Raw genomic sequence first — 26,082 nt, forward strand, 5'->3', positions numbered from 1 at the left:
AGACGGATCGACCGCCGTCATCGACGACGGCGCATGTAGTCGCTGACGACGGCGGCGCCGAGACCGCCCAGTTCCGGCGCCACCACGCGGCCGGCCACTCGCTCGGCCATCCGGTCCATTACCCGCGCGAGGCCGGGGTCGTCACCGAGCCGAAAGAACGTGACGTGGGCGCCGAGTCGTGAGAGCGTGTCGAGCCCACGAACCGTCAACGCGAGTGTCCGCGCGCTCGGCGGGTAGTCGAAGTAGGCGAACCCGTCCGACTCCAGGTGTGCTGTCGGCTCACCATCCGTGACGATCAGGACGACGGGCTGCGCGTTGGGGTGACGGCGCAGGTGCCTAGCCGCCAGTAACAACGCGTGGTGCAGGTTGGTGCCCTGCTCCCGGCCGTGGTCCAATCCGGCCAGTTCCGACGGGTTCAGTACCTGCGCGTGCCGGCCGAACGAGATGAGTTGCAGTTCGTCGCTGCGAAAACGGGTGCTCACCAGATGGTTCAGCGCCAGGGCGGTGCGCTTCATCGGCACCCACCGGCCCTCCATCACCATTGAAAACGAGGTGTCGACGAGCAGCGCGACCACGGCCTGCGACCGCTGCTCGGTCTCCATCACCTCCACGTCCGAGACGGACAACCTGACCGGAACGGTTCCTCGTCCGCTCGTACCGGACGCCGCACGCAGCACGGCGTTGGTGATCGTGCGCGTGACGTCCCAGGGTTCTGTGTCACCGAAAGCCCATTCGCGGGACGCACCCGTCGGCTCTCCCATCGACCCGGCCCGGCGCGTCTCGCGTTGCCCACCACGCGAAGACAACTGATTGGCCACGTCGCGCAGCGCCGTCTGGCCGAGTTGGCGCATCGCCTTGGGCGAGAGCCTCCACTGGCCGTCCGCTCCGCGGTCGAAGAACCCCTGATCTCGCAACGCCCTCTCGAGGTCGGCGAGCGTTCGCGCATCCGCCGCTGCCTCGTCGCCCAACTGCCTCGCCAGCGCCTCCGCGTCGATGTCGTCGAGTTGGGCACCGGCGTACTGCTGCGACAACTGGTGAGCGAGTGACTCGAGTTCCGCGATTTCCTGCAACGCCCCGACACCCTCTCCCAGGCCCATTCCGCGCTCGCCCCGGAATCGTTTCGACCCCTGCCAGTCCTCGCCGGGCCTGGCCGCCTGCAGATGCTGGTCGAGACGGTCCAACTGACCGATGAGCGAAGGATCACCGAAGGCCTGCTGCGCCAGCGCGTCCAGTTCGTCGCGTTGCTCCGGCGAAAGCGAGTTCCGCAGGCGCTGAGCCGCCGCCGCCCGCTGGGCCAGCGAATCGAGCAACTCCTCGACGCTGCGTGGATTCTCGGGGAAGTACTCCCCGTGCTTGTTCATGAACTCGTCGAATTGTTCCTGCGTGTCCTCGCCCCGAGAATGCTTGTCCAGCAGGTCGTTGAGGTCAGCGAGCATCTCGCGGATTTTCTCGCGGTCTTCCTCGGTCGCGCCCTCGAGCGCCTGTTTCATGCCGGCGAACCGCTGATCCAGTAGTTCCCGCCCCAGCAGGTCCCGGATCTTCTCGTAGTCTTCGCGGGCATCGGAACTGCGCCAGTCGTAGTCCGCGAGTTCCTGCACGGCCTGCGCGGTGGACGGCGATAGTTCCTCGAGGCGCATCTCCGAGAAGCGGGCATCGTCGTCGAGCGCGCGGGCCAACGTCTTGCGTTCTTCGAGGACTGCGCGATCGAGCAGTTCGCGGACCTCTTCGAACGTACCGTTCAGGTTGTTACGCTTGAGTAGTTGGCGTCGACGCCGATTGGCCTCGGCCGCAAGTTCGTCCAGTCCCCGTAGCTCCCGGTTGCCGCGCCGGAGCATCTCCCGCAGCGCTCGCTGTGGTGAACTGCCCGCCAACACGTCGTCGCCGATCGCGGCCAGTGCTTCACGCAGATCCACCGGCGGCGCCAGCGGGTCACCGCCCTCGTACGGTCCGTACTGCGTGTTGTGGGGCATTACGAATAGACCGTCTGCCCGTTATTGTCCGGATTCTTCGAGATCCGCCGCGCCAGGTACAGACCCTCGAGCGCGAATTCCGCGGCCGCAGCCTTCTCCCCATCGGATTCGGCACCCAACCGCTCGGCCAGTTCGTCGAGGACGTCGAGTTCGGGAAGTTCGTTCAACAGGGCCTTCGCCGTGATCCGCTCACCGGTCACCACGGGGTCACCCTGTTCGACGGCGGCCACGAGCTCGGCCAAATCGATGCCGCCGAGTCGGGTCCGAACGGTGTCGGCGGTGGCCCGGCGCAGCAGATGCTCGAGAACCTCGATCTCGCGCCCCTCCTCGCCCGACTCGAACTCGACCTTGCCCCGCAACACGTCGACAATGGTCTCGAGATCCACCGGACGTGCCACCGGATCGACCTCACCGAGCACCGCGCCCCGGTGCACTGCCGCGGCACTGACGGTTTCGGCGCCGGCCACCGCGAATCGGGCGGACACCCCCGACCGCTGATCGACCGACGTCGACTCACGGAGCAGTCGGGTGAACCGGGCCAGGATCTCAAGGAGGTACTCGGGCACCTCGGCGGTGAGGTGCGCTTCCTGGATTATCACCGCGACCTCGTCCTCGAGGCGAGTCGGGTAGTGGGTGCGGATCTCGGCACCGAAACGGTCTTTGAGCGGAGTGATGATGCGACCACGGTTCGTGTAGTCCTCGGGGTTCGCACTGGCCACCATCAATACGTCCAGCGGGAGCCGGAGGCTGTACCCGCGCACCTGGATGTCGCGTTCCTCCATCACGTTGAGCAGCGACACCTGGATGCGTTCGGCGAGGTCGGGCAGTTCGTTGATTGCGACGATTCCCCGGTGGGCGCGGGGAACGAGACCGAAGTGGATGGTCTCGGGATCGCCAAGGCTCCGACCCTCCGCGACCTTCACCGGATCGACGTCACCGACGAGGTCCGCTACCGATGTATCGGGTGTGGCGAGTTTCTCCGAGTACCGTTCACTGCGGTGCCGCCACGCGACGGGCAGGTCGGCGCCCAGTTCCTGCGCCCGGCGGATCGAGGCCGGGGTGATCGGCTCATAGGGATGCTCCCCGAGTTCGGAACCGGCGATCACCGGGGTCCACTCGTCGAGGAGCTGAGTGAGAGTGCGGAGAAGTCGGGTCTTGCCCTGACCCCGTTCACCGAGAAGTACCACGTCATGACCGGCGATGAGAGCCCGCTCCAGCTGTGGCGACACTGTCTCTTCGAAACCGACGATGCCGGGCCACGGATCACGGCCGTCACGCAGGGCCGCGAGCAGGTTCGCACAGATCTCTTCCTTGACTGTGCGTTGAACGTGGCCAGACTCGCGGAGTTCACCGATAGTGGAGGGCCTGGATTCCGATGACGTCACCACACCAAGCTACCGGGGGTGCGAGCGAAAGGAGCGCAGCTGTTCAGTGTCGACCGCCCGAGTCGGTCCTCACGGCGGAGAGGGAATAGTTCACGGACCATACGGTCGCTCAGGCGGCGGACACATCTTGCGACGATGATCCATCCAACTCGCACCACACGGCGTCGCAATACTGCCGCGTAGCCTGATCAGACTCCACCAGAAGGGAATCCAGCAGCAGTCGCGGATTCGCCCGCCATGAGCACACCATGTCCGCAACCACGCGGTTGGACAGCATTCCCGAACCGGAAAGTACTGTCACCCACTCGTCGTGCGCTCCGCGATGAATCCGCTCGACGGCTTCGCGCTCACATCCGCCGTCGATGAAGTCGGGGGAGAACATGGCGGCGGCGAAGTCACCGAAGGTCAGTTGTATGACGTTCATGGTGCGGCACCTTCCTGGAGTCGAGGCTCGTCCTGGATGTAATCAGTTGGGACAACCGATGATGTAGACGCTAATCTCCGGATTTGTGAGTTCTGTGATGCTTCTCTGAGATCCCATTCTCAATGGATTTCGTGAACTGGTAGACAGGCCCCATGCCCGATATCGAGATCACCTTCGACAGCGGCGCCGTCACCTACTACGGCAGCCTGCGCACACCCGATCACGCCAACACATCGGCCCCCGCAGCACTGCTGCTTGCAGGCAGCGGACCCACCGATCGCAACGGCGACAGCGCGCTGCTCCCCGGTGACATCGGAACCCTCCGGTTCCTCGCCGACGTGCTCGAACAGCACGGCATCCCGAGCCTGCGCTACGACAAGATCGGCAGCGGCGAGACCGCCCTGGGCCCGTACGAGGTCGAGGAGGTCGGCGGCCTCGGCTTCACCACGTTCGTGGACGCCGCATCCGCGGGCTTGGACTTCCTGGCCGCCCAACCCGGCGTCGACCCGTCCAAACTCGTCGTGATCGGTCACAGCGACGGCGCCCTCGTCGCGCTCGCCCTTGCCACCGCCGACCAGTCGTCACGCGTGCATGCCGTGGGACTCCTCGAACCACTGAGCGTCCGACTTCTCGACCTGCTCACTACCCAGATCCACGGCCAACTCGACACCGTCGTCGGCACGGGGCAGTTGCCGGTGGAATTGGCCGACGAACTCCGACTCGCACTCGCGGACACAGTCGAATCGCTCCGCACGTCCGGGACAATTCCGGACGACTTGCCGGAACCCCTGCAGAACGCCGGCCTGGTCCACGCGAACGCGAAGGCCCTCGCTGAGGAGGACGCGCTCGATCCGCGCGCTCTGGCCGATCGGCTTCCGGCGGGCTTCCCCGTCCTCACGAGTTGCTCCGCCAAGGACATCCAGGTGCAACTCGCGGATGTCGCCCGCCTGAACGACGCGCTCACGCACACCGCATTGACACCCGTACTGATGACGAACGCCAATCACGTCCTCAAGGACGTGGGAGACCGGCTGTCCACAGGACCGGACTACGTTGAACCCCTACCCTATTCGGCAGAGTTCACCGAGCCGTTCAGCAGGTGGATCGCCGCGCTGTAGCGGTCAACGCGGCCTGCTCCGCCGGTAGAGAGACGGAACGAGTGCGCAGTTCTGCAGCCAAACGTCGAGTGGACATCCGCACTTCTGCGGATTCAGACGGGCGCTCCGGCCTGCCGTAGCCGCTCGCGAGCTCGCGCGACGACGATGTGAGGCCTCATGCGCAACTGCTCCGCATTGACCCGCACCACCACCCATCCGAGGTCGGCGAGCCGTTCCAGTCGCTCGATATCCCAGGTGCGCTGACGTTCGTCCGACCAGTGCTGTCGACCGTCGTATTCGACGAGCACCTTCCACCTCTCCCAACCCATGTCCGCGCGCGGGCGAAGACCCGGCCCGACCCGTCGGCAATCGGGTTCTGGGTGGTCGGTGTCGGTAGACCTGCGCGGATCAACAGGAGCCGAGTCCGCGTCTCGGGAGGCGACTCGGAGCCTGGATCGACGAGGCCGGTGACCTTGCGTACTCGAACGAGTCCGCGTTCGCCCGCGTTCCGGCCGGCCACCGCCGATATATCTGCAGGACTCGGTCCGCCGTCGTGACAGAGAGCGTCGAGCACCTCGACGGCGCGGTCGCCGGCCAGCCATCGGCCGAGGTCGAACCCGGTACGGGCCGGAGTCGTGACGAGCATCCCGTCCACCCGGCACACCTCCTCCGGCAACAGTGTGTCCGCGCGCACCACGATGCCGTCGACGGATCGCCTACTACCTTTTCGGATCAGCGTGGCCCCCTCTCCCCTGCCGATCCAGCGGGTTCCGTGCACGGCGGCCGCCGAGTACCCCGCAAGCACAGCACCACCACCCGCCTACGACCACGTGGCGCGTGCGCGCGAGAGCGCTGTGACCTCGAGGCTCCGATGCACGTATACGTCTCGACGCAGGCGCCGGAAAGTACTCAGCCCGTGACGCGTGAGCCGCCCGTCTCGCAGCGCTTCCGATCCACCGAAGGGCTGTTCGAATTCCCCATCCTCGAACCCTGACAGTCAGGAGCCAGACCGCAACCAAGAATTCGGGGCCTGTGGATAGTCCGACCCGTCGTCCACAGCATCACGACTGCGCACATCTGCACACAAATGCCGAGCATAATCCTGCATTTCTGCGCATTCGGAGGACAATAGGGATGCGAACCTTCAACCGGTGGGGTACGGTCATCTACCAAACCAGCAACGACACCCGAAAGGTACGGCCATGACGCAGCTTCACGCGCGCTTCCGGTTCGTACCCGCATGGCGTCGCTGCTCCGCTGACACGCACATCACCGAGCCTGGCGCACCCCGAGAATGTTGAGACTTCTACCAAATCGTTCTCGGGCACCCAGGGCAAACCCCTCGGGTGCCTTTCTTTTACCTAGTCCACTTCAGGAGCACCACATGAAACTTCGAATCAACCAGCTATCCACCGCACCCCCGTATATCGACTTGCCCAACGATCTCACCGGTCACGCCGTGACACTCGACCTCTCGCACTGCGACGACGACCACAAGGCTGCGCTCGGCGAACTGATCAACGAGATACGCGGTCGCGGTGCCGCCCGGATCGTGATTGCCGACTCGCCGCGCGAGCCAGAGGGCCGGTCGGGGCGCAGGGCAGCGGCAGCCTGACGGCGCAGAACGAGCCCCGGAAGTTGCCGGGACCGTTCGCCGCGCCAAACTTTCCAGCTGGCCTTTCTAGTGGGCGAAGTGTCGCGCGCCCGTCAGGTACATGGTGATCCCGGCTTCCTTGGCTGCATGGATCACCTCGTTGTCACGAACGGAACCGCCCGGTTGCACGACGGCCCTGACACCCGCGTTCGCGAGTACCTGCAGTCCGTCGGGGAACGGGAAGAACGCGTCCGAAGCGCCCACCGACCCGACCACTCGGTCGCCCGCACGTTGCACCGCGAGGTGAGCGGAGTCGACTCGGTTGACCTGACCCATTCCGATGCCCACCGAGGCGCCACCGTTCGCGAGAAGGATCGCGTTGGACTTCACTGCGCGGCACGCTCGCCACGCGAACTCGAGATCCTTCAGAGTCTGCTCGTCGGCGATGTCACCGACGGCCAGGGTCCAGTTGGCCGGGTCGTCGCCGTCGGCGTCGAGGACGTCGCGCTCTTGGAGCAGCACCCCACCGGACACAGGACGTAGTTCGATTCCCGACCGCGTGGGTGCCTCAGCGAGGAGTACGCGGATGCTCTTCTTGCGCTGCAGCACACCGAGGGCGCCGTCCGCATAGGACGGCGCGATGATCACCTCGGTGAAGACATCGGCGACCTGCTCCGCCATCTCGACGGTAACCTCGCGGTTCGCGGCAATCACTCCGCCGTATGCACTGACCGGGTCGCACGCGTGCGCTTTGCGATGCGCTTCGGCGATATCGGCGGCGAGCGCGATACCACACGGGTTGGCGTGTTTGATGATCGCCACGGCCGGTTCACTGAAGTCGAACGCCGCACGCCAGGCCGCGTCACCATCTGTGTAGTTGTTGTACGACATTTCCTTGCCGTGTAACTGCTTCGCCTGCGCGAGGCCTGCCGGGGCCGCCGGGTCAACATACAGAGCGGCAGCCTGGTGCGGATTCTCGCCGTAGCGCAGCACCGCCGAACGATCCCAGGTGGCGCCGGCCCACACGGGGAACGTCGCTTCGCTCGCCCCGCCCAAATCCCCCGTCGCTTCGCTCGCCCCGCCCAACTTGGACGTCATCCAACTCGCGACCGCGACATCGTAGGACGCGGTGTGCTGAAACGCCTGAGCGGCGAGGGCGGTGCGCTCAGCCAGGGTGAAGCCGCCATTTGCGACAGCAGTGAGCGCGTCCTCGTATCGATCGGGATCGACCACGACTGCCACCGACGGGTGGTTCTTCGCGGCAGCGCGGACCATGGACGGACCGCCGATATCGATCTGCTCGACGCACTCGTCGGGTGTCGCACCCGACGCGACCGTCTGCGTGAACGGGTAAAGGTTCACGACCACCAGTTGGAACGCCTCGATGCCGAGTTCCTCGAGTTGCGCGAGATGATCGGGTTTACGGGTGTCGGCGAGGACGCCGGCGTGGACCCGAGGATGCAGGGTCTTGACCCTGCCCTCGAGGCACTCGGGGAACCCAGTCAGCGACTCCACGGGGGTGACGGGGATGCCGGCGTCGGCGATCTTTGCTGCAGTCGACCCCGTCGAAACCAGTTCGATTCCTGCCTTGTGCAGGCCCGTGGCCAGTTCGACCAGACCGGTCTTGTCGTAAACGCTGACCAGCGCTCGGCGTACCGCCTTGCGTTCACTCACTGGGGATCACGGCCTTTCGTCCATCGGATACAACTCCACGGGTCGCGACAGCGGCGATGACGTCCGCCAGCATCCGTCGCTCCACAGTCTTGATTCGCTCGTGCAGCGTCGATTCGTCGTCGCCATCAAGCACCAGCACAGCTTCCTGTGCCAGGATCGGGCCCGTGTCCACGCCCGCATCCACTAAGTGAACGGTCGATCCCGACACCTTGACTCCGTACGCCAGCGCATCACGAACCGCGTGCGCGCCAGGGAATGCGGGCAGCAACGCGGGATGCGTATTGATGATTCGTCCGCCGAAACGGGCCAAGAAGACGGGACCGAGGATCTTCATGAATCCAGCCGACACGACCAGCGAAGGCTGGTGCGCCGCGGCGGCCTCGGTAAGTGCGACGTCCCAGGCATCGCGATCGGCATACTCGCGGAGACTGACCCGGAAGTGCTCGATCGCCGCGGCCCCGGCGTGTCGGATGGCGTCGCAGTCGCGGTCGACGCCGACGGCGACGATCTCCGCCGGGTACCCGTCGGCCCGGGATACCTCGATCAGCGACCTCAACAGGGTTCCTGCACCGGATGCAAGTACAACGACCCGCACCGGCGTCAGCGCCACCGACGAGTTCGAAGCCTCCGCCGTAGGCCTCGGGTGGTCACACGAGGAAGTCAGCGCTCTACTCCTGAACAATCGAAATGCCGGGTGAATGGAAGGACGAGTGACGAGATGGCGGTCGAAACGTCGACCGCCCAAGAGCCTAGTCGCTGGGGGATGCGGACTCTCGTGGCAGGTCCACTTCCGGCTTCGTCACCTCGCCTACCTCGATCTCCGCGTCGTCTACCTCGATCTCCGCATCCAAGACCTCGCCCCCGACCTCGGTCTGCGATTCGGGAGCGGTGGGCGCGTCGGTCTCGTCGACCAGTTCGGCTTCTATGGCACCGGCGGGCGCGGCACCCGGGGGGATCGGCGTCTCTTCCCCGACAGGAGCGGCGATAGCAAGCACCTCTTGCGCGCCAGGTAGGTTCGACTCCTCGTCCTCCGCGTCTACTCCGGTCTCGACTTCCTCCGTGGCACCACGACTGCGGTGCCACGCCACGATCACCGCGGTCACTGCCCCCGCCAATCCGAGCCACGCGAACGTCAGCAACCCGAAGACCCACCAACTGAACTGGACCGTCCCGAGCGCCCCGAGCCTGCCACCCGACAGAAGTCCCAGCACGGACATGGCGATGCCCACGCCGGCGGAAGCAGTCAGCACGGTGAACAGGGCGTCCTGCCCGGCGACTCGGCGCCCGCAGTCCCGTCCGAGCATGACTCCGATCAGCAAGGGAATTATCAGCAGGGTCGGCCAGGCACCACCGGCGACTCCGTCGGGAACGGTGCCGAGCAGCGGCAATGGGGGAAGCGAACCGCCGACGTTCCCGAAAACGCTGACCGAGACATCGCCGATCTGCGCAACCCCACCGGTGAGAGCAGCGGCGGCACCGACCATGACGTTCGGCAGGTAGAGCACCGACAGGATCGTCAGCCCGAGCATCCCGCCAACTCCGTCGCCGCGTTCGAGGAGTGAGCCGACCGTAGACCACTCCATCAGCAACGAAATCGTGACCATGACCGCACCGGCACCGAGAATCGCCATCATCGCGCACAGTCCCGGTCGCACCGCATCCCGGACCCACGACGGGACGTGGGCACCGAGCGTCGGCCATGTCGCGGCAGCAACTCCTGTCGACGCCGCGAGCAGATGCACGAAGAACACCCATCCGAACGCGAAGAGCGCATTCGGCGAGGACAGCGGAATCACGGCGGACGCGTCCGCGATCACCGCGAGCCCGATGGCCGTCACGACAAGCGGTCCGGCGACGGCCGCGCCGATCACCCGGAATGCCTGCCTCGGTGAGGATGCGGGAGCCGTCACCGCCGCGCAACCCCGGGCGACGGCCCACACAATGCCCACTGTCGGCAAGATCGGGAGAACACCAAGCGTGGTGTCGTCGATCGTCAACGGCACCTGATGGATCGCCAGCCACGCCGCAGCGATGGCACCGAACGTCCCCGTCAGATCGCTGTTCGCCACCACCAACGTCACCACGATCAATGTCGACAGCAGTACGACGGTGACGCCCGCCGGCCGGAACGCAATAGTCAGCAGCATCCCCGTCTCGTCGGCATCGGAGTCTGGAACCGGACGCTGCCGCCGGCCTCGTCTCTCGGCCTCACCGACTTTTCGCCGTCCGGCACCTCGAGCGGTGCGCTGCGCACGATCAATCAAAGAACTCATCCCCTCGAGAGTGGCACTCCGACGATACGGTGGCAGTCAGGCGCGCCGACGGAAGTGGCCCCCGACCACACTCGGTCGGAGGCCACTTGCCAGGCAGGATCCTACTTGTCGTCCCTGTCGTCCCTGTCGTCCCTGTCGGCACCAGAGTCGAACGCCTGGGTCGGCGCGCCACCCTCCGGTTCGGGCTTCTCCTCCGATTCCGGCTGTTGGGGCTCGGTCGCCGACTGCTCGCCGTATTCCAATGTGCGCTCCACCGGGGAGAACTCGGTCTCCGAGCCGTCCGCCGTCGGCTCTTGCTGAGCCGAACCGTAACCGGCCGGTTCGGTCGGGTATGGCGAGCCGGAAGTTCCGTGGGGCTGCGACGGACCCGAGGACTCGGCGGTGCCTGGGTACTGCGGTTGCTGGTACGCGGCCGTCGGGGGGTCGTACGACGTGGGTGCCGGCCCCCCGGCACCGGGTCCGTAACCCTGTTGCGATTGCGACGGTTGCCCATAGTTTTGGCCGTATCCGCCGGTCTGTTTCTGCGATGGCTGACCCTGCGGGTCGTAACCAGACTGGCTGTAACCCGAATGTCCGTAGGCTGACTGTTCATAACCCGATTGGCCGTAACCGGGCTGATTCTGTTGACCGTAGCCCTGCGGGGCGCCGTAGCCCTGCGGGGCGCCGTAGCCCTGCGGGGCGCCGTAACCCTGCGGTTGCTGACCGTACGGCTGCTGAGGTGCCTGGCCGTAGCCCTGCGGTTGCTGACCGTACGACTGCTGAGGTGCCTGGCCGTAGCCCTGCGGTTGCTGACCGTACGACTGCTGAGGTGCCTGGCCGTAGCCCTGCGGTTGCTGACCGTACGACTGCTGAGGCGCCTGGCCGTGAACCTTCGACGCCTGGCCGAGCTGACCTGGCTGACTCAAGGCCGCGGGAGAAGCCGGGGGTGCGGACTGCTCGAGGATCCCCATCTCGAACAGCACCGCCGCGACGGCTACGGCGGACTGGACGAATCCGACGACGAGGATCAGGATCGCACCCCAACCCGCATTGGCGTCCACGAAGAGGAAAATCAACAACGCGAGAACCCAACCCGCTATCGACGCCGCGGCTGCCGCGCCGACATACGACTGCTTCGGGAGGAGGGAGGTCGCCGCGAGCAGTCCGCCGAGAAACAGGAGTCCGACTCCGGTCGTGCTGATGGTGTCGAACGAGTTCACGGACCCGCCCCCGAGCGTGTCACTGAACGTGGCGTAGGGCGCGAATCCGAGTAGCAAGTTCAGAACGCCGAGACCCGCGACACCGACCAGAAGGAAGAAGCTCAGACCTTTCGATTCGTCCCCTGATGCCGGTTTCGCGGGCGGACCGTAACTCGTTCCTCCGGGCGTAAACGTCATGGCTTCTCCTAGTCGACAGGCGGTCGTCTGCGTGCGCTCTTCCGACGTTAGCCTACGGATAGCCCGTCGGTCATCGGCCTCGGTTGAGGGAACAGCGCAGGAGATAATGGCCCCGTGCCGTACACCCTCGCCCCCCGCGCCACAACTCTCTCCGTCAAGACCGAGGTGAAACATTCGGGCTTCATCGCGGGCGTACGGCGCGTACAGGACGCCGAGTCGGCACAGTCGTTCGTACAAGAACAGCGACGCGCCTATTCAGATGCATCGCATCTTGTTCCGCACACATCATCGACGGGCCCAGCGACCGGGTCGAGCGGGCAAATGACGACGGCGAACCAGGCGACACCGCCGGTGTACCGATGCTGGGTGCTATGGAGACCCATTGGGTCAGCGCCGAGGTGCCGAAGTCGCTGAGTCGAGAACACTTGAACTGCCCCGAAGCCGAATGTGACACCCCGGACCGGGTAGAGGCCGACCTCCGCGGCCGGGAAGTCACCGACCACAACGCCGCGTACGACGCTGTGGCGCCCCCTCCCGACACGAGATCCCTGGCACCTAGTCGCCCTCATAGCCGAAAGCATCACCGGTACCAGCGAACTCGCGTCGGCTGGCATTCAGTGAGTGGGAACGTGACCTGGGTTCTCGTCGTGGCGCTCCCCGGGCTGCGGAGTGGTAGCAGACACTTGCGATTGCGCCGACATGCCGGGAGCAGCCGACTGGCCCGGGGCATGCCCCGGCACGGGATACACGCCGGCCAGCGCCGACTGCGTGAAGTCCGCCGTACCGAGCAGGACGACCGCCACTGCAGCCGCCGCCTGGAGGAATCCGAAGACGAGAACCAGGATCAGCCCGACTCCGGCTTCAAGTCCCGGCGTGAGCCCGATCAGCGTGAACAGCACGGTTACGAATCCGGTGACCGCGGTGGCCGCGGCCAAACCTGCATTGCTTCTCTGGCGCGGGAGCAGACCGACGGCGGTGATCATCCCGGCCAGGAGAAGGAATGCGATGCCCGCGATGCCCGCACCGAGCGCCGCATTATCGAAGAACGCCATACTGTCGCCACCGAAGATGCCATCGGTGGCGGCATCCAAGTCCGCCTTCGCGAACGGAGCGAAGCCGAGCAAGAAGTTGACGACACCCAGACCCGCCACGCAGAGGGCAAGGAAAAAGGGAAGTCCGCCACCGACTCCAGCAATCCGTGCGGCGTACGTGGGCTGCGGAAAACCCTGCTGCCACAACCCCTGCGAACTCTGTTGCGGGTGGGGCTGAGTCGATTGCGCCGGGAACTGCTGCGACACACCGTAGCTCCCCGGTTCGGTCGTGTTGGTCATCGTGCCCGTCTCTCTTCCAGATGAATTCGCGACGACTTCCCGGGGTTCGTTCCCGGCACCGCCGCGAGCGCGGTCGGCGCCTCGGTCAGCATATACGAAACGGCGCCCGAAATCGGGCGAAACACCCTGGCTACGAGCGCCGTTCGAGTGATCTGACTTCGATCAGACGCTTTTCAGAATCTCGCGAGCGACGCCCAAATCCGGGCGAGACACCCTGGCTACGAGCGCCGTTCGAGTGATTTGACTTCGATCAGAGGTTCTTCAGAATCTCGCGAGCGAGCTCGGCAGTCTCGGACGGCGTCTTGCCAACCCTGACGCCGGCCGCCTCGAGAGCGTCCTTCTTGGCCTGTGCGGTTCCCGAAGAACCGGAGACGATGGCGCCTGCGTGGCCCATAGTCTTGCCCTCGGGAGCAGTGAACCCCGCGACGTAGCCGACGACCGGCTTGGTCACGTTTTCCCTGATGTAGTCGGCGGCGCGCTCCTCGGCGTCGCCACCAATTTCACCGATCATCACGATGACCTTGGTCTCGGGATCCTTCTCGAACGCCTCGATGGCGTCGATGTGGGTGGTTCCGATCACCGGGTCACCGCCGATGCCGATGGCGGTCGAGAAGCCGAATTCACGCAATTCGAACATCATCTGGTAGGTGAGCGTGCCCGACTTGGAGACCAGGCCGATCGGGCCGGTGCCGGCGATGTTGGCCGGGGTGATACCGACCAGCGACTCGCCGGGCGTGATGATGCCGGGACAGTTGGGTCCGATGATGCGCGTCTTGTTGCCCTTCGACACGTTGTACGCCCAGGCGTACGCGGAGTCCTGCACGGGAATGCCCTCGGTGATGACCACGAGCAGCGGAATCTCCGCGTCGATGGCCTCGACGATGGCGTCTTTGGCGAAGGCCGGGGGAACGAACGCTATAGAGACGTCCGCGCCGGTCTTCTCGATGGCCTCGACGACGGTGCCGAAGACCGGCAGTTCGACGCCGCCGTCGTGGGTGACGGTGGTGCCGGCCTTGCGGGCGTTGACACCCCCGACGACCTGGGTGCCGGCCTTGAGCATCAGTGCGGTGTGCTTGGTGCCCTCGCCGCCGGTGATGCCTTGGACGATGACCTTGGAGTCCTTGGTCAGGAAGATAGCCATGTTATTGAAGTCCCTTTACTTTGCGGCGAAGGCCAACTCGGCAGCCTTGTCGGCAGCCTCGTCCATGGTTCCGACGACGGTGACCAGCGGGTGGGCGGCCTCGGCGAGGATGCGACGACCCTCTTCGACATTGTTGCCGTCCAAGCGGACGACCAGCGGCTTGTTGGCTTCGTCGCCGAGCGTCTTCAAGGCGCCGACGATGCCGTTGGCGACAGCGTCGCACGCGGTGATGCCGCCGAAAACGTTCACGAACACACTCTTGACCTGAACGTCGTTCAGAATGACGTCGAGGCCGTTGGCCATGACCTCTGCGGAAGCACCGCCTCCGATGTCGAGGAAGTTGGCGGGCTTCACTCCGCCGTGCTTTTCACCTGCGTAGGCGACGACGTCCAGTGTTGACATGACCAGTCCGGCGCCGTTGCCGATGATGCCGACTTGGCCGTCCAGCTTGACGTAGTTGAGGTCGTTCTCCTTGGCCTTCAATTCGAGCGGGTCCGTGGCGTCCTTGTCCTCGAACGCCTCGTGTCCAGGCTGACGGAAGGCAGCGTTCTCGTCCAGCGTGACCTTGCCGTCGAGAGCGAGGATCCGATCGTCCGGGGTGCGGACGAGGGGGTTGACTTCGACGAGGAGAGCGTCTTCGTTGATGAAGACCTCCCACAGTTTCTGAATGGTCACGGCCGCGGCGTCTAGCACCTCGGCGGGCAGCTTTCCTGCTTCGGCGATGCTGCGCGCGAACGCGAGGTCGACACCCTTGACGGCGTCGACGGGGATCTTGGCGAGAGCGTCGGGGTTCTCCTCTGCGGTGACCTCGATCTCGACGCCACCCTCCACCGAGCACATGGCCAGGTAGGTGCGGTTGGTCCGGTCGAGCAGGAAGGAGATGTAGTACTCCTCGGCAATGTCGCTCGCCTCTGCTACCAGCAACTTCTTGACGACATGCCCCTTGATGTCGAGACCCAGGATCGCCTCGGCGTTTGCCTGCGCGGCATCGACGTCGGTGGAGTACTTGACGCCACCCGCCTTACCCCGGCCGCCGACCTTGACCTGCGCCTTGACCATCACGGGCTTGCCAATTTCTTCGGCAATCTCGCGCGCGCCCGCAACCGTGTCGGTAACACGTCCAGCCGAAGTCGGCACCTCATGCTTGGCGAAGAGTTCCTTCGCCTGATATTCGAAGAGATCCATCTGCTCACCGTCTCGTCTGCGTTGACACCCGCTCGAGGGGTAGGAGCGGGTCTGTTTTGGACTTTAACCAGTTGCCGGGCCCCATCCGCGCCCACAGGTATGCCATGTGGGCCACATCACCCGATGCCGGGTACCGAGGCGAGCCTCGCTGGGGCGTACCGAGGCGAGCCTCGCTGGGATCACCGAGGCGAGCCTCGCTGGGATCACGGAGGCGAGCCTCACCGACTTCGGTTGTGATTCGGGAGGACCGCGGCAGCCGCGATCAACACTATGCCCACCGTTGTGGGGATGACACCGACCCCCATTTCGGGGTCGTCCACCCGCGCCTGTGTAAGCGGCCACGACAAGAGGTATATCCCCATCGCAACGGCCGAGCCGAGGAGGAGTGCAACCGCCCGGGGGGACCGGGCGCGTGAAGCGACGACGACTGCCACTACGACCGCGGCACCGAGCAGAACGCGCCCCCAGACGTCGAGACCCCACGGAACTTCCGCGAACGACGTGGCGGCGTATTCGTCGCCACGTGCGTCGGTCCCATGGAACAGAGGCAACCCCAGGCCGACGAGCGCGGCCACCGCACCGAGACCGCCGACCACCAGCACCGAAACGGCGGTGGACGGGTCCTCGGACATGTCGATTTCATCGCGTTCCGCGGAACCGGCGGACCATGTCAGCGCGCCCGTTACGCTAGCCATAAGGGCGGCGCACCAAAGCAGGACCGCGCCGATGCCCGCCCCCACTCCCGGCACGTCGGTGGCGAGGACTACAGACTGCGATACGCCGGTCACCGAGAACGGGATCGTCACCCACAGCACCCCGACAGCGGGCCGGACCGCGGACGCAAATTCCGACAGCAGCAGCCAGACGCATCCGACAGCGAGGACGACCGAGGCGACGAGTACCACTCGGGTCGCTAAGAAGTCCGGGCGGACAGTGCCTGCAGGGAACTCGAGAACCGGGAGCAGAGCACCGACACCAGCAAGCACCGCGGTGGAGATTCCGGCAATGCCCGCGGCGATGTGCCACCGCGCTATGCGAGCACGCGCCGCAGTGGCCTCAGCCCGCAGTGCCGCCTTGGCGACGCCCTTCGCAGACGGCATCACGGCACCCTGCTTTCGGGAAGAGACCTGGGTCGGAGCCTCGAGGGTTCTCGCGATCCTTTCGTCGCGCTTGCGATCGATCATCGGGAGGCAGATTCCGACGAGCACAAGGAGGCCCGCACCGACGGTTCCCCATACCGCCCCCGGGCCGGGGGCGATACGGTCGCCTGCGGTGAGTCCGGCCACCAGACGCGTCCCGACCACTCCCAGTGCGGCCAGGCCTGCTCCGACGAGCGCACCGGACGCGACGGTCGGCGAGAGGGACGCCAACGCCGAGGCCACCACGATCAGGACGGCTACCGCTACGAGGCCTGCACCGGCAGACGAGGCGAGGTATGACTCAACTACGGGCGGCACGAGGATCACAGGATCCTGGGAGACGAACGACGGAGCGAACAGGGCTCCCATGAGTAGAACGGCGGCCACCACCGCCACCGCAGACGGCAGAAAGCCCACACGCGCACCCGTGGCACGCCCGACCTGCTCGGCACTGCGGGCGCCGCCGTAACCGTCTGCGAGTGACGCCTGGTGAATCGCGACCATGCCGAACACTCCGGCGATGGCGATCAGCGCATGGCCGACGAGAACCGCATACGCGCCGGTTCCGGCAGCGAGTTCGGCTGCGGTCTCGGGTCTGAAGAGTTCGAAGCGGTTGGCGTCGATCGCGTCGGTCCATAATTGCGTGTCCAACACGACCGCACCGACGGACACCGCGCCGGCACCTACCAATACTGCCCCTGCCACGGCGGTGCGGCGGGCCAGCACGGCCAGTACGGCCAGTACCGGCGCCGCGACTGCGGACACGGCGGCCCACGCTACGGCCGAACCGACACCGGACAGCGACTCGACCCCACCTGCCGATCGAACGGCATGGAGGAATGGCGCCGACGCCACTCCCAGACCGCCGACAAGTCCCAGGACGACTGCGACCGCACACCCCATGCGGGCACGGACGGGATCAGGCTCCTCGACGCCCGTCTGACCGGCACCGCCGGACGAACCAACACGTTCGGGTACGGCCCTGCGCCCACCTCGAGATCGAGTTGATGACGACACATTTCCGACGTTATCGCTTCCATACGGCCCGCCCAGGATTACGACGCGCGCGTCCGGGTACGAGATTCAATCGATCACATGCGGAGCCGACAGTTTTCCCAGTTCAGCCTGTGATGCGTGTCACATGTAGCCCTCTCCATGGGCTATAGGTTGCGCGCATCGCAACCGTTTCGTTACCGTCGCCCCGGGAATAAGTCACAGGCAGGTCACGATCAGGAGGACGGACGGCACTATGCACCACCGCAGTCAGTTCACGGCCAGCCGTTTCGCGAGTAACCACGATGACGAATTGCTGGATCACAAGGACGACGCCACTCCCCCGTTTCTTTCCGATTCGATCGAGCATTTTTCCGATTCGATCGAGTATCTCCCGAGTTCGGTCGAGCGTTACAACGAGTTCGATATCCCCGGGTTTACTCCCCGCAACGATTCCGAATCCGTGTCCGCCCACTCGGTCGAGGGCGCACCCTCCCACTTCCGTCGCGGCGCACACCGAGTCCCAGCTCCCCCCTCAGCCCTCAAGGGCCGAGCTGCCGTGCTTGCTGTCGCTGCGGGCGCCGTAGTCGCCGGGGGCCAGGCGGCAGTCAGCAGTGCACCATCCAGCTCCTCCGATTACTCCGAGGTTGCCCTCGCCAGTGACCAGTCGAGCGCCATCGGGGCGACGGCCGAACCGCAGGCAGCTCAGTTCTCCACAGATACCGGCATCGCCACGTCTACATCGAACGCGCCGCAGGTCCTCAACGTCGCGAACGCCACCGACCTGTCGCAGTTCAGCAACCTCCTCGCCAAGGGGCAGCGCTTCAGCGAACAGCGAGCAGCACGCGAAGCTGCCGCGCGCCGGCCACTCTTTGTCCTCCCCGCCGCGGGAACGTATACCTCCCACTTCGGCGGCCGCTGGGGTGACATGCACGCAGGCATCGACATCGCGAACGCGATCGGCACACCCATCCTGGCGGTTGCCGACGGTGAGGTCATCGACGCGGGTCCAGCTTCAGGTTTCGGCATGTGGGTCCGACTGTTGCACGCAGACGGAACCGTCACCGTGTACGGACACATCAACACCGCGACCGTCTCGGTCGGCCAGACGGTTATGGCAGGCGACCAGATCGCCACCATGGGGAACCGCGGCTTCTCCACCGGCCCCCACCTGCACTTCGAGGTTCACCTCCCGGGTGACAACAAAATCGATCCTCAGCCCTGGTTGGCCACCCGTGGCATCAGCCTCGGCTTCGAGAGGGACTGACCGCGCCCAGGCGCACCCCGAACCGACGACGACGACGGCGCATGCATTTCCTGCATGCGCCGTCGTTTTCGTCTACCTACAGCTTTATCATCGGCACGCCGCCGATCAGCATCAACCGCACCTTACCCGCGCTGCCGAAATCGACGGTGACTGTTGCAGTCGGCCCGGCGCCTTTGGTCTCGAGAACTGTACCCAGACCGTACTTGTCGTGACTGACGCGGTCGCCGACCGCGAGTATCAGGGTGTTGTTGCGGGACCGGGCGGCACCAAAACTCGGACTCGAGGCCGAACCGCCACCCAAGCCCTGACCGCCGTAACCCGATCCGCGCGCGCGGCCACCGCCGATCGCGCCACCCGAACCGATGCCGGTGCCCGGGTCCTCACGGCGCCAGTGCACCAGGTCCGAGGGGATCTCCTGCAGAAACCGCGACTCGGGGTTCTGGATGGGCTGACCCCACGCCGAGCGCATGACGGCCCGGGTCAGGTACAACCGGTGTCGGGCACGAGTGATGCCCACGTACGCGAGCCTGCGCTCCTCGGACAACTCAGTGGGGTCGCCGAGTGCCCGCATGTGCGGGAACTGACCGTCCTCCCATCCGGTGACGAAGACGACCGGGAACTCGAGGCCCTTCGCGGTGTGCAGCGTCATCAGCGTGACGACACCTTCGTCGCTGTCCGGTAGCTGATCGGAATCCGCGACCAGTGAGACCCTTTCCAGGAAGGCGGCGAGTGAACCCGGGTCGGGTTCGCCGTCCCGCGCTTCGACGTCGCCGTCCTCCGGCGGTTCGACGAGTCCGAGCGCATTCCTGGCGTCGGAGCTGAACTCGCGGGCCACACTGGCGAGTTCGTTGAGGTTGTCTAGCCGGGCCCCGTCCTGGGGATCGCTACTCGCCGCGAGTTCGGCATGGTAGCCCGTCCGTTCGAGGACAGCCTCGACAACGTCACCGATATCGCCAAGTTGATCGGGAACAATGTGGTCTGCGGCGGTCTCTGGTGGGAGAAGAATCCGCAGTCCGTCCATGAGTTCGAGGAAGGACGCGACGGCCTTCTGAGAACGCGAATTCAGCAACGACACCCGACCTTCCCCACCGTCCCGCAATGCCTCGGCGAAGCTGATGCCCCGTTGCTCGGCGTGGACGGCTACACAGGCCTCGGCGCGATCGCCGATGCCGCGACGCGGCGTGTTCAGGATGCGGCGCAGACTGACCGTATCGTCCTCGTTCGCGAGGACGCGGAGATACGCGACTATGTCACGCACCTCTTTGCGCTCGTAGAAACGCACCCCGCCGACGACCTTGTACGGAACGCCAAGCCGGATGAAGATCTCCTCCAGGGCGCGGGAGGAGTTGTTGGTGCGGTAGAACACTGCGACGTCGCCGAACTTGGCGGCACCCGAATCGACCAACTTGTCGATCTCCGAGGCCACGAACGACGCCTCGTCGTGCTCGTTGTCGGCCACGTAGCCCGTGATGAGCTCACCCTCGCCCGAATCGGTCCACAGCCGCTTCTCTCGGCGGCCGGCGTTCTTCGAGATCACGGAGTTTGCCGCCGACAGGATGTTCTGACTCGAGCGGTAGTTCTGCTCCAGCAGAATGGTGCGCGCATCCGGGTAGTCGCGCTCGAACTCCTCGATGTTGCGGATCGTGGCGCCGCGGAACGCGTAGATCGACTGGTCCGCGTCACCCACCACACATAATTCAGCGGGCGCAACCCCGTGTTCTGCGTCTTCGCCGCCCCCGCTCCCGCCGACCAGTTCGCGCACGAGCATGTATTGGGCGTGGTTCGTGTCCTGGTACTCATCGACCAGTACGTGGCGGAACCGGCGTCGGTAGTATTCGGCCACCTGCGGGAATGCATGCAGCATCGCGACCGTCTCGCCGATCAGGTCGTCGAAGTCAAGCGCGTTCGCCGAACGCAACCGCTGCTGATAGTGGCCGTACACCTTGGCGATCAGCCGCGGCAGCTCCGCCGGATCCTTGTCCGCGTCGGCCGCCGCTTGCTCGGGTGCGACGAGTTCATTCTTGAGATTCGAGATGTGGGTTGCGAGTAGCCGCGCCGAATACCGCTTGGTATCGATGTTCAGATCCTTGGCGATCATCGTCAGCAGCCGTCGCGAATCATCCGCGTCGTAGATCGAGAAATTCGAATTGAGGCCGGGCACCAGTGTCGCCTGCGCCCGCAGGATGCGCACGCAGCTTGAATGGAAGGTGGACACCCACATGCTGTTGCCCCGGGGGCCGACGAGGTGGGCGACGCGCTCCCGCATCTCCGCGGCCGCCTTGTTGGTGAAGGTGATGGCCAGGATCTGACCGGGCATCACGCCCCTCTCTGCCAGCAAATATGCGATGCGCCGGGTGAGCACAGCCGTCTTGCCCGAGCCTGCACCCGCGACGATCAACAGTGGCGATCCTGCATGCACGACCGCTTCCCGCTGCGGTGGATTGAGGCCCTGAAGTAGCGCGTCCGATCCCCCGCGTCGAGGTGAAGCGCCACGCGGGGCCGATGCCGCGCTCGTGGAAGAAGCAGTGCCGGAGATAGTGTTCATCGTCTGTCCAACCTACCGGCGTGTACCGACAGGGCCACAGCCGCTTGGCGCGCGCGGTATCGTCATGTCAAACTGGTACATATGTTCAGTCCGTCGTCGCGCCCGCTGTGGCGATTTTTTGTCAGGCACCGGCTTCCGGTGCTTGACAACTGAACAGCTCAGGGGCCCCGAACTCCGTACCGGATCCGGGGCTTTTTCGTCAAAGTGCGCCTGGATCGGTAACGACTCGACCCGAACCACCGATCCAAGTTTTGACAAGAGGAGACGAACCAATGAGCACTCAGACCGTGACATCAGCCGACAACGAACCCACTGTTCCCATCAACGAAGCGGAAATCGAGGTTCTTCGCGAAGAGATCGACAAGCTCGACGCCGAAATACTCGCCGCGATCAAGCGCCGCGCCGAGGTCTCGCAGCTTATCGGTCGCACCCGGATGGCGTCCGGCGGTCCTCGCCTCGTTCACAGCCGTGAGATGAAGGTGCTCGAGCGGTTCAACGAACTCGGCCAGGAAGGCCACACGCTTGCCATGTTGTTGCTGCGCCTCGGGCGAGGTCGTCTCGGTCACTGAGTTCGGGTAGCTCTGAATCCCGAAAGACGGTCGGCGCTCGTCCCACCTGCAGCCGCTACATCTCCAGTGCCACATACTTGGTTGCCAAGTACTCCTCGATACCTTCACTGCCTCCTTCGCGCCCAAAGCCGGACGCTTTCACGCCGCCGAAGGGCGCTGCCGTGTCCGAGATGACTCCGCGGTTAACGCCCACCATGCCCGATTCAATGGCGTCAGCCACGCGCAGTGCGCGGTCGAGGTCTCGGGTGAAGATGTAAGCGGCCAGTCCGAACTCCGTGTCGTTGGCCGCAGCGATCCCCTCTTCCTCGGTGTCGAATCCCGTGATCGCGGCCACCGGACCGAAAACCTCCTCCTTCAGAATCCGCGCCTTCGCGGGCACCTCGTCCAGCACGGTCGCAGGGTAGAAATAGCCGCTGCCCTCCGGTGCGACGCCTCCCAGACGCACCCTGGCGCCCGCCCCGACTGCGTCCTGCACGAGTTCGCCGACCGTCTCGAGTTGATTCGCATTGATCAGCGGACCAAGCGTCGTGTCGGCCTCCTTACCTGCCCCGAGCGTGTACGACGAAAGCTTGTCCACCAACTTCGCGGTGAACTCCTCGCGCACTCCGTTCGCTACGTGGAAACGGTTGGCCGCGGTGCAGGCCTCGCCGCCGTTGCGCATCTTGGCCATTACCGCGCCCGCGACCGCCTTGTCGACGTCTGCGTCGTCGAAGACGACGAAGGGTGCGTTGCCGCCCAGTTCCATTGACGTACGGAGCAGACCCTTCGCCGACTTCTCGACCAGCATCCGTCCCACGCCGGTCGAACCGGTGAAACTGAGCTTCCTCAACCGCGGGTCCTCGAGCAGCGGGCTCGTGACCTCGCCGGATTTCGAGGTCGGCAACACGGACAGGACACCCTTGGGCAATCCCGCGGCGGCCATCACGTCGGCGAGCAGCAGCATGGTCAACGGTGTCTCGGAGGCGGGTTTCACGATCATCGTGCATCCGGCCGCCAGCGCCGGTCCAATCTTGCGGGTGCCCATCGCGAGGGGAAAGTTCCACGGAGTGATCGCCAAACACGGCCCGACAGGCTGCTTGCTCACCAAGATGCGTCCGTTGCCTGCGGGTGCCGGGGTGTAGCGGCCCGCGATACGGACCGCCTCCTCGCTGAACCAACGAAAGAACTCTGCCCCGTACTTCACCTCTGCCCTGCTCTCCTGCAGGGCCTTGCCCATCTCCAGGGTCATCAGCAGCGCGAAGTCGTCGGCACGCTCGGTGATCTTCTCGAACACCGCTCGCAACAGTTCCCCGCGCTCGCGCGCCGGTGTCGCCGCCCACTCCCGCTGCACCGCGACCGCGGCGTCGAGTGCTTTCATCGCGTCGCCGGGACTGGCATCCGCCACCTCGGCCAGGGCGTCACCCGTCGACGGATCGAATACGGTGAAGGTGGCGCCACTCTCGGCGTCGCATCGCTCGCCGCCTAGGAAGAGTGTCGTGGGCACGGTTCGCAAGAGTTCGGCAACATCCATAGTTTCCATAATGCGCCGCATTGAAGAGAGCACGGAAGTTTCGACGCGCTGGCACTAAGCTCAACTCTTGTGAGCCCAGACATCACCGAAACCGCTGCCTGGCAGGAATTGCGTGATCACCACGCTCGAATCCAGTCCGTTCATCTTCGAGAGCTTTTCGCCAGGGACCCGGCGCGCGGTAACGAACTCAACGTCTCCATCGGCGACCTGTATATCGACTACAGCAAGCACCGTGTCGACCGCGAGACTCTCGGGCTACTCCTCGAACTCGCTCGCACCGCCGGGGTGGAGGAGCGACGTGACGCGATGTTCTCAGGCGGACACATCAACACTTCGGAGAACCGTGCGGTCCTGCACACTGCGTTGAGGCTGCCTGCTGACGCGACTCTCACCGTCGACGGGCAGGACGTTGTGGCCGACGTCCACGACGTGCTCAATCGCATGGGCGACTTCACTGACCGCTTGCGGTCCGGGGAATGGCGCGGTTCCACAGGAGAAAAGATCACGACCGTCGTCAACATCGGCATCGGCGGCTCCGACCTGGGCCCGGCAATGGTCTATCGAGCTCTGCGTCACTACGCCGACGCCGGCATCAGTGTCCGGTTCATCTCCAACATCGACCCCTCCGACCTGGTGTGCAGCCTGCACGGCCTCGACCCGGCCACCACGCTGTTCATCGTAGCGTCCAAGACGTTCTCGACCCTCGAGACGCTCACCAACGCGACCGCCGCACGCCGGTGGCTCCTCGAAGGACTCGGCCTCGGAAGCGAAGCCGTTGCAAAGCATTTCGTCGCCGTCTCCACAGATGCACACAGGGTGGCAGAGTTCGGCATCGACACGGTCAACATGTTCGGATTCTGGGACTGGGTGGGCGGCCGGTATTCGGTCGATTCGGCCATCGGGCTGTCGGTGATGGCCGCGATCGGCAAGGAACGTTTCGCGGAGTTCCTCGCCGGTTTCCACGCGGTGGACGAGCACTTCCGTTCGGCACCTCTCGAAGAGAACGGGCCGGTACTGCTCGGTCTCATCGGACTCTGGTATTCAAGCTTCTTCGGCGCCGAATCCCGTGCCGTGCTGCCGTATTCCAACGACCTCGCCCGGTTCGCGGCGTACCTGCAGCAGTTGACTATGGAATCCAACGGCAAGTCGGTACGCGCGGACGGCTCCCCCGTCTCGACACCCACCGGCGAGATCTTTTGGGGTGAGCCGGGAACCAACGGACAACACGCCTTCTACCAGTTGCTACATCAGGGCACTCGTTTGGTTCCCGCCGATTTCATCGGCTTCGGCGAGCCCACGGATGATCTTCCTACCGCGGACGGCACAGGCAGCATGCACGACCTGTTGATGAGCAACTTCTTTGCCCAGACGAAAGTGTTGGCGTTCGGCAAAACTGCCGAGGAGATTGCCGCCGAGGGAACTCCCGAATATCTGGTGCCGCACAAGGTGATGCCCGGCAACCGGCCATCCACGACGATCCTCGCGCCCAAGCTCACACCATCCGTTGTCGGACAACTGATTGCGCTGTACGAGCACCAGTTGTTCGTCGAGGGGATAATCTGGGGAATCGACTCGTTCGACCAGTGGGGCGTCGAGCTAGGCAAGACACAGGCCGTGGAGTTGCAGTCGGTACTTACTTCCACGGATCCTCCTGCCGCACAGAGCGATACGTCGACGGACAGCCTGGTGCGACGGTACCGCCGTCAGCGCAGGCGCGCTTGACTCACCAGTTCTCGGTGGTGTAGACCCGACCCGAACGATCCACCAACCGAGCGCGCAGTTCGTGCTGCTCGATCCATCGGATCGCGCCGATCTCACGGGCGAGTGCCGCCACGCCGACGGCATAGGCCCAGAGTGCATCATCAGCGATCACCGTCACCGCCTCCCACTCGGTGGCGGTACGAGACTCGGTGACAGCGGGCGGTTCCGTGGCTGCGAGCGCGAACGCCGTCGCCATCGCCATCCCATTCACCAACTCGATCTCACCGTCACCCGGCACGGAAATCTGCCAACCGCCGGCGGGACAGTGCCCGGCCGTCGCGATCACGTCACCGATGCGCACGGCCGCCCCGCATTCGAGTTCACGGGCGACTAGTTCAGCCGCTCGATCCACGGTGTCCGCTTTGGCCGTACCGGTGATCTCGAAGGACGCACCCCACGGAGCGAACACCACGTCGTCGTCGATCTGGATGTCGAGGAAACTCGGTGTCGGATGCACAGTCGGAACAAGGTCGTCGTCGGCAGATTCGGAGCTGATTGGGTTCACGGCACCGTCCGTCATCCGGGCCACCCACAGCGCGGAGCGCAGCAATGCGGACATCCGTCGGCTAACTTTGACCGGCGCACCCTGCGAGAGGTTGACGGCGTGGATCTCGGCATCGCCGCGGTGAATATCGCATACCGATTCGGCCTCGTCGATGACACCAGCGATCAGTGCGGCAGCCTCGGAAAGGGCAGCAGCCTCGGTGACGTCGACCTCCACGACGGAACCCCATACCTTCCACTTCTCGACGCTAACCATGGTCTGCTCCGTGTGCCGTTCCGAACAGCGCTGCAGTTCCGGGTACCGTTCCGAACAGCGCTGCAGCTCCAGTATGCGCCCGTTTTCC

At 65.1% G+C, this 26,082-nt stretch carries 21 protein-coding genes; 6 read left to right on the plus strand and 15 right to left on the minus strand.

Translation table 11 applies throughout. The features are described from left to right. Nucleotides 1–17: 17 nt before the first annotated feature. The 3 genes from RM2_RS12450 to RM2_RS12460 all read right to left on the minus strand — a co-directional run bounded on the left by RM2_RS12450 (nt 18) and on the right by RM2_RS12460 (nt 3,779). Nucleotides 18–1,970, minus strand: a complete 1,953-nt coding sequence (locus tag RM2_RS12450) for a vWA domain-containing protein (RefSeq protein WP_072689646.1) — start codon at nt 1,968–1,970, stop codon at nt 18–20. After that, on the minus strand, nt 1,970–3,355 hold the full coding sequence (locus RM2_RS12455) for an ATP-binding protein (protein ID WP_072689783.1): 1,386 nt from the start codon (nt 3,353–3,355) through the stop codon (nt 1,970–1,972). Before RM2_RS12455 ends, RM2_RS12450 begins: the two co-directional genes overlap by 1 nt. Nucleotides 3,356–3,464: 109 nt before the next feature. Continuing rightward, nucleotides 3,465–3,779, minus strand: coding sequence for a hypothetical protein (locus RM2_RS12460; RefSeq protein WP_072689650.1), 315 nt, complete (start codon nt 3,777–3,779; stop codon nt 3,465–3,467). 152 nt (nt 3,780–3,931) lie between these two features. On the opposite strand from RM2_RS12460, the gene RM2_RS12465 reads away from it, so the two are divergent. Further along, on the plus strand, nt 3,932–4,897 hold the full coding sequence (locus RM2_RS12465) for an alpha/beta hydrolase family protein (protein ID WP_072689653.1): 966 nt from the start codon (nt 3,932–3,934) through the stop codon (nt 4,895–4,897). Nucleotides 4,898–4,989: 92 nt separating this feature from the next. Here RM2_RS12465 and RM2_RS25755 read toward each other — a convergent pair whose 3' ends face one another. Beyond that, the gene (locus RM2_RS25755) at nt 4,990–5,205 is read right to left on the minus strand and encodes a DUF559 domain-containing protein (RefSeq protein ID WP_307718088.1); all 216 of its coding nucleotides are present in this window, start codon (nt 5,203–5,205) and stop codon (nt 4,990–4,992) included. Nucleotides 5,206–5,429: 224 nt separating this feature from the next. Between RM2_RS25755 and RM2_RS25760 the strand changes: the two genes are divergently transcribed. After that, complete coding sequence (locus RM2_RS25760; RefSeq protein ID WP_307718089.1) at nt 5,430–5,870, plus strand: hypothetical protein; 441 nt, start codon at nt 5,430–5,432, stop codon at nt 5,868–5,870. 390 nt (nt 5,871–6,260) lie between these two features. Next, the gene (locus tag RM2_RS12475) at nt 6,261–6,491 is read left to right on the plus strand and encodes a hypothetical protein (RefSeq protein ID WP_072689656.1); all 231 of its coding nucleotides are present in this window, start codon (nt 6,261–6,263) and stop codon (nt 6,489–6,491) included. A 66-nt stretch (nt 6,492–6,557) separates the two neighbouring features. Here the strand turns inward: RM2_RS12475 and purH are convergent, their stop codons facing one another. From purH to RM2_RS12520, 8 genes are all read right to left on the minus strand, one after another. Continuing rightward, entirely contained in the window at nt 6,558–8,144 is a 1,587-nt protein-coding gene (gene purH, locus RM2_RS12480) for a bifunctional phosphoribosylaminoimidazolecarboxamide formyltransferase/IMP cyclohydrolase (protein WP_072689659.1), read from the minus strand. Next, nucleotides 8,137–8,826: a phosphoribosylglycinamide formyltransferase gene (gene purN, locus RM2_RS12485; RefSeq protein ID WP_072689784.1), complete on the minus strand. Its 690-nt coding sequence runs from the start codon at nt 8,824–8,826 to the stop codon at nt 8,137–8,139. Before purN ends, purH begins: the two co-directional genes overlap by 8 nt. A gap of 67 nt (nt 8,827–8,893) precedes the next feature. Further along, nucleotides 8,894–10,408 carry a cell division protein PerM gene (locus RM2_RS12490; RefSeq protein ID WP_084721769.1) on the minus strand — a complete coding sequence of 505 codons (1,515 nt, stop codon included), beginning with the start codon at nt 10,406–10,408 and terminating at the stop codon, nt 8,894–8,896. Nucleotides 10,409–10,518: 110 nt separating this feature from the next. Then, nucleotides 10,519–11,793 (minus strand): DUF5336 domain-containing protein, encoded by a 1,275-nt coding sequence (locus tag RM2_RS12495; RefSeq protein WP_072689662.1) that lies wholly within the window; start codon nt 11,791–11,793, stop codon nt 10,519–10,521. 614 nt (nt 11,794–12,407) lie between these two features. Beyond that, nucleotides 12,408–13,124, minus strand: coding sequence for a DUF5336 domain-containing protein (locus RM2_RS24540; RefSeq protein ID WP_072689669.1), 717 nt, complete (start codon nt 13,122–13,124; stop codon nt 12,408–12,410). Nucleotides 13,125–13,374: 250 nt separating this feature from the next. Beyond that, nucleotides 13,375–14,265 carry a succinate--CoA ligase subunit alpha gene (gene sucD / locus RM2_RS12510; RefSeq protein WP_072689672.1) on the minus strand — a complete coding sequence of 297 codons (891 nt, stop codon included), beginning with the start codon at nt 14,263–14,265 and terminating at the stop codon, nt 13,375–13,377. A 15-nt stretch (nt 14,266–14,280) separates the two neighbouring features. Then, nucleotides 14,281–15,450: an ADP-forming succinate--CoA ligase subunit beta gene (gene sucC, locus RM2_RS12515; protein WP_072689675.1), complete on the minus strand. Its 1,170-nt coding sequence runs from the start codon at nt 15,448–15,450 to the stop codon at nt 14,281–14,283. A gap of 218 nt (nt 15,451–15,668) precedes the next feature. Then, complete coding sequence (locus RM2_RS12520; protein WP_084721766.1) at nt 15,669–17,606, minus strand: hypothetical protein; 1,938 nt, start codon at nt 17,604–17,606, stop codon at nt 15,669–15,671. A gap of 232 nt (nt 17,607–17,838) precedes the next feature. Between RM2_RS12520 and RM2_RS12525 the strand changes: the two genes are divergently transcribed. After that, nucleotides 17,839–18,849 carry a M23 family metallopeptidase gene (locus tag RM2_RS12525; protein WP_072689681.1) on the plus strand — a complete coding sequence of 337 codons (1,011 nt, stop codon included), beginning with the start codon at nt 17,839–17,841 and terminating at the stop codon, nt 18,847–18,849. 76 nt (nt 18,850–18,925) lie between these two features. Here RM2_RS12525 and pcrA read toward each other — a convergent pair whose 3' ends face one another. Then, a complete protein-coding gene (gene pcrA / locus RM2_RS12530; RefSeq protein ID WP_072689685.1) occupies nt 18,926–21,394 on the minus strand; it encodes a DNA helicase PcrA in 2,469 nt (822 codons plus the stop codon). A gap of 272 nt (nt 21,395–21,666) precedes the next feature. Between pcrA and RM2_RS12535 the strand changes: the two genes are divergently transcribed. Next, nucleotides 21,667–21,963: a chorismate mutase gene (locus tag RM2_RS12535; protein ID WP_072689688.1), complete on the plus strand. Its 297-nt coding sequence runs from the start codon at nt 21,667–21,669 to the stop codon at nt 21,961–21,963. Nucleotides 21,964–22,018: 55 nt separating this feature from the next. Here the strand turns inward: RM2_RS12535 and RM2_RS12540 are convergent, their stop codons facing one another. Further along, nucleotides 22,019–23,473: an NAD-dependent succinate-semialdehyde dehydrogenase gene (locus RM2_RS12540; RefSeq protein ID WP_072689691.1), complete on the minus strand. Its 1,455-nt coding sequence runs from the start codon at nt 23,471–23,473 to the stop codon at nt 22,019–22,021. Between the two features lie 69 nt (nt 23,474–23,542). Here RM2_RS12540 and pgi point away from each other — a divergent pair, with 69 nt between their 5' ends. Next, nucleotides 23,543–25,195 (plus strand): glucose-6-phosphate isomerase, encoded by a 1,653-nt coding sequence (gene pgi / locus RM2_RS12545; protein ID WP_072689694.1) that lies wholly within the window; start codon nt 23,543–23,545, stop codon nt 25,193–25,195. 1 nt (nt 25,196) lies between these two features. On the opposite strand, the gene RM2_RS12550 is transcribed toward pgi, so the two are convergent. Then, nucleotides 25,197–25,994: an FAD:protein FMN transferase gene (locus RM2_RS12550; RefSeq protein WP_072689697.1), complete on the minus strand. Its 798-nt coding sequence runs from the start codon at nt 25,992–25,994 to the stop codon at nt 25,197–25,199. Between the last annotated feature and the right edge of the window lie 88 nt (nt 25,995–26,082).

This window comes from Rhodococcus marinonascens NBRC 14363 (assembly GCF_001894885.1).
GTDB lineage: Bacteria > Actinomycetota > Actinomycetes > Mycobacteriales > Mycobacteriaceae > Rhodococcus_F > Rhodococcus_F marinonascens.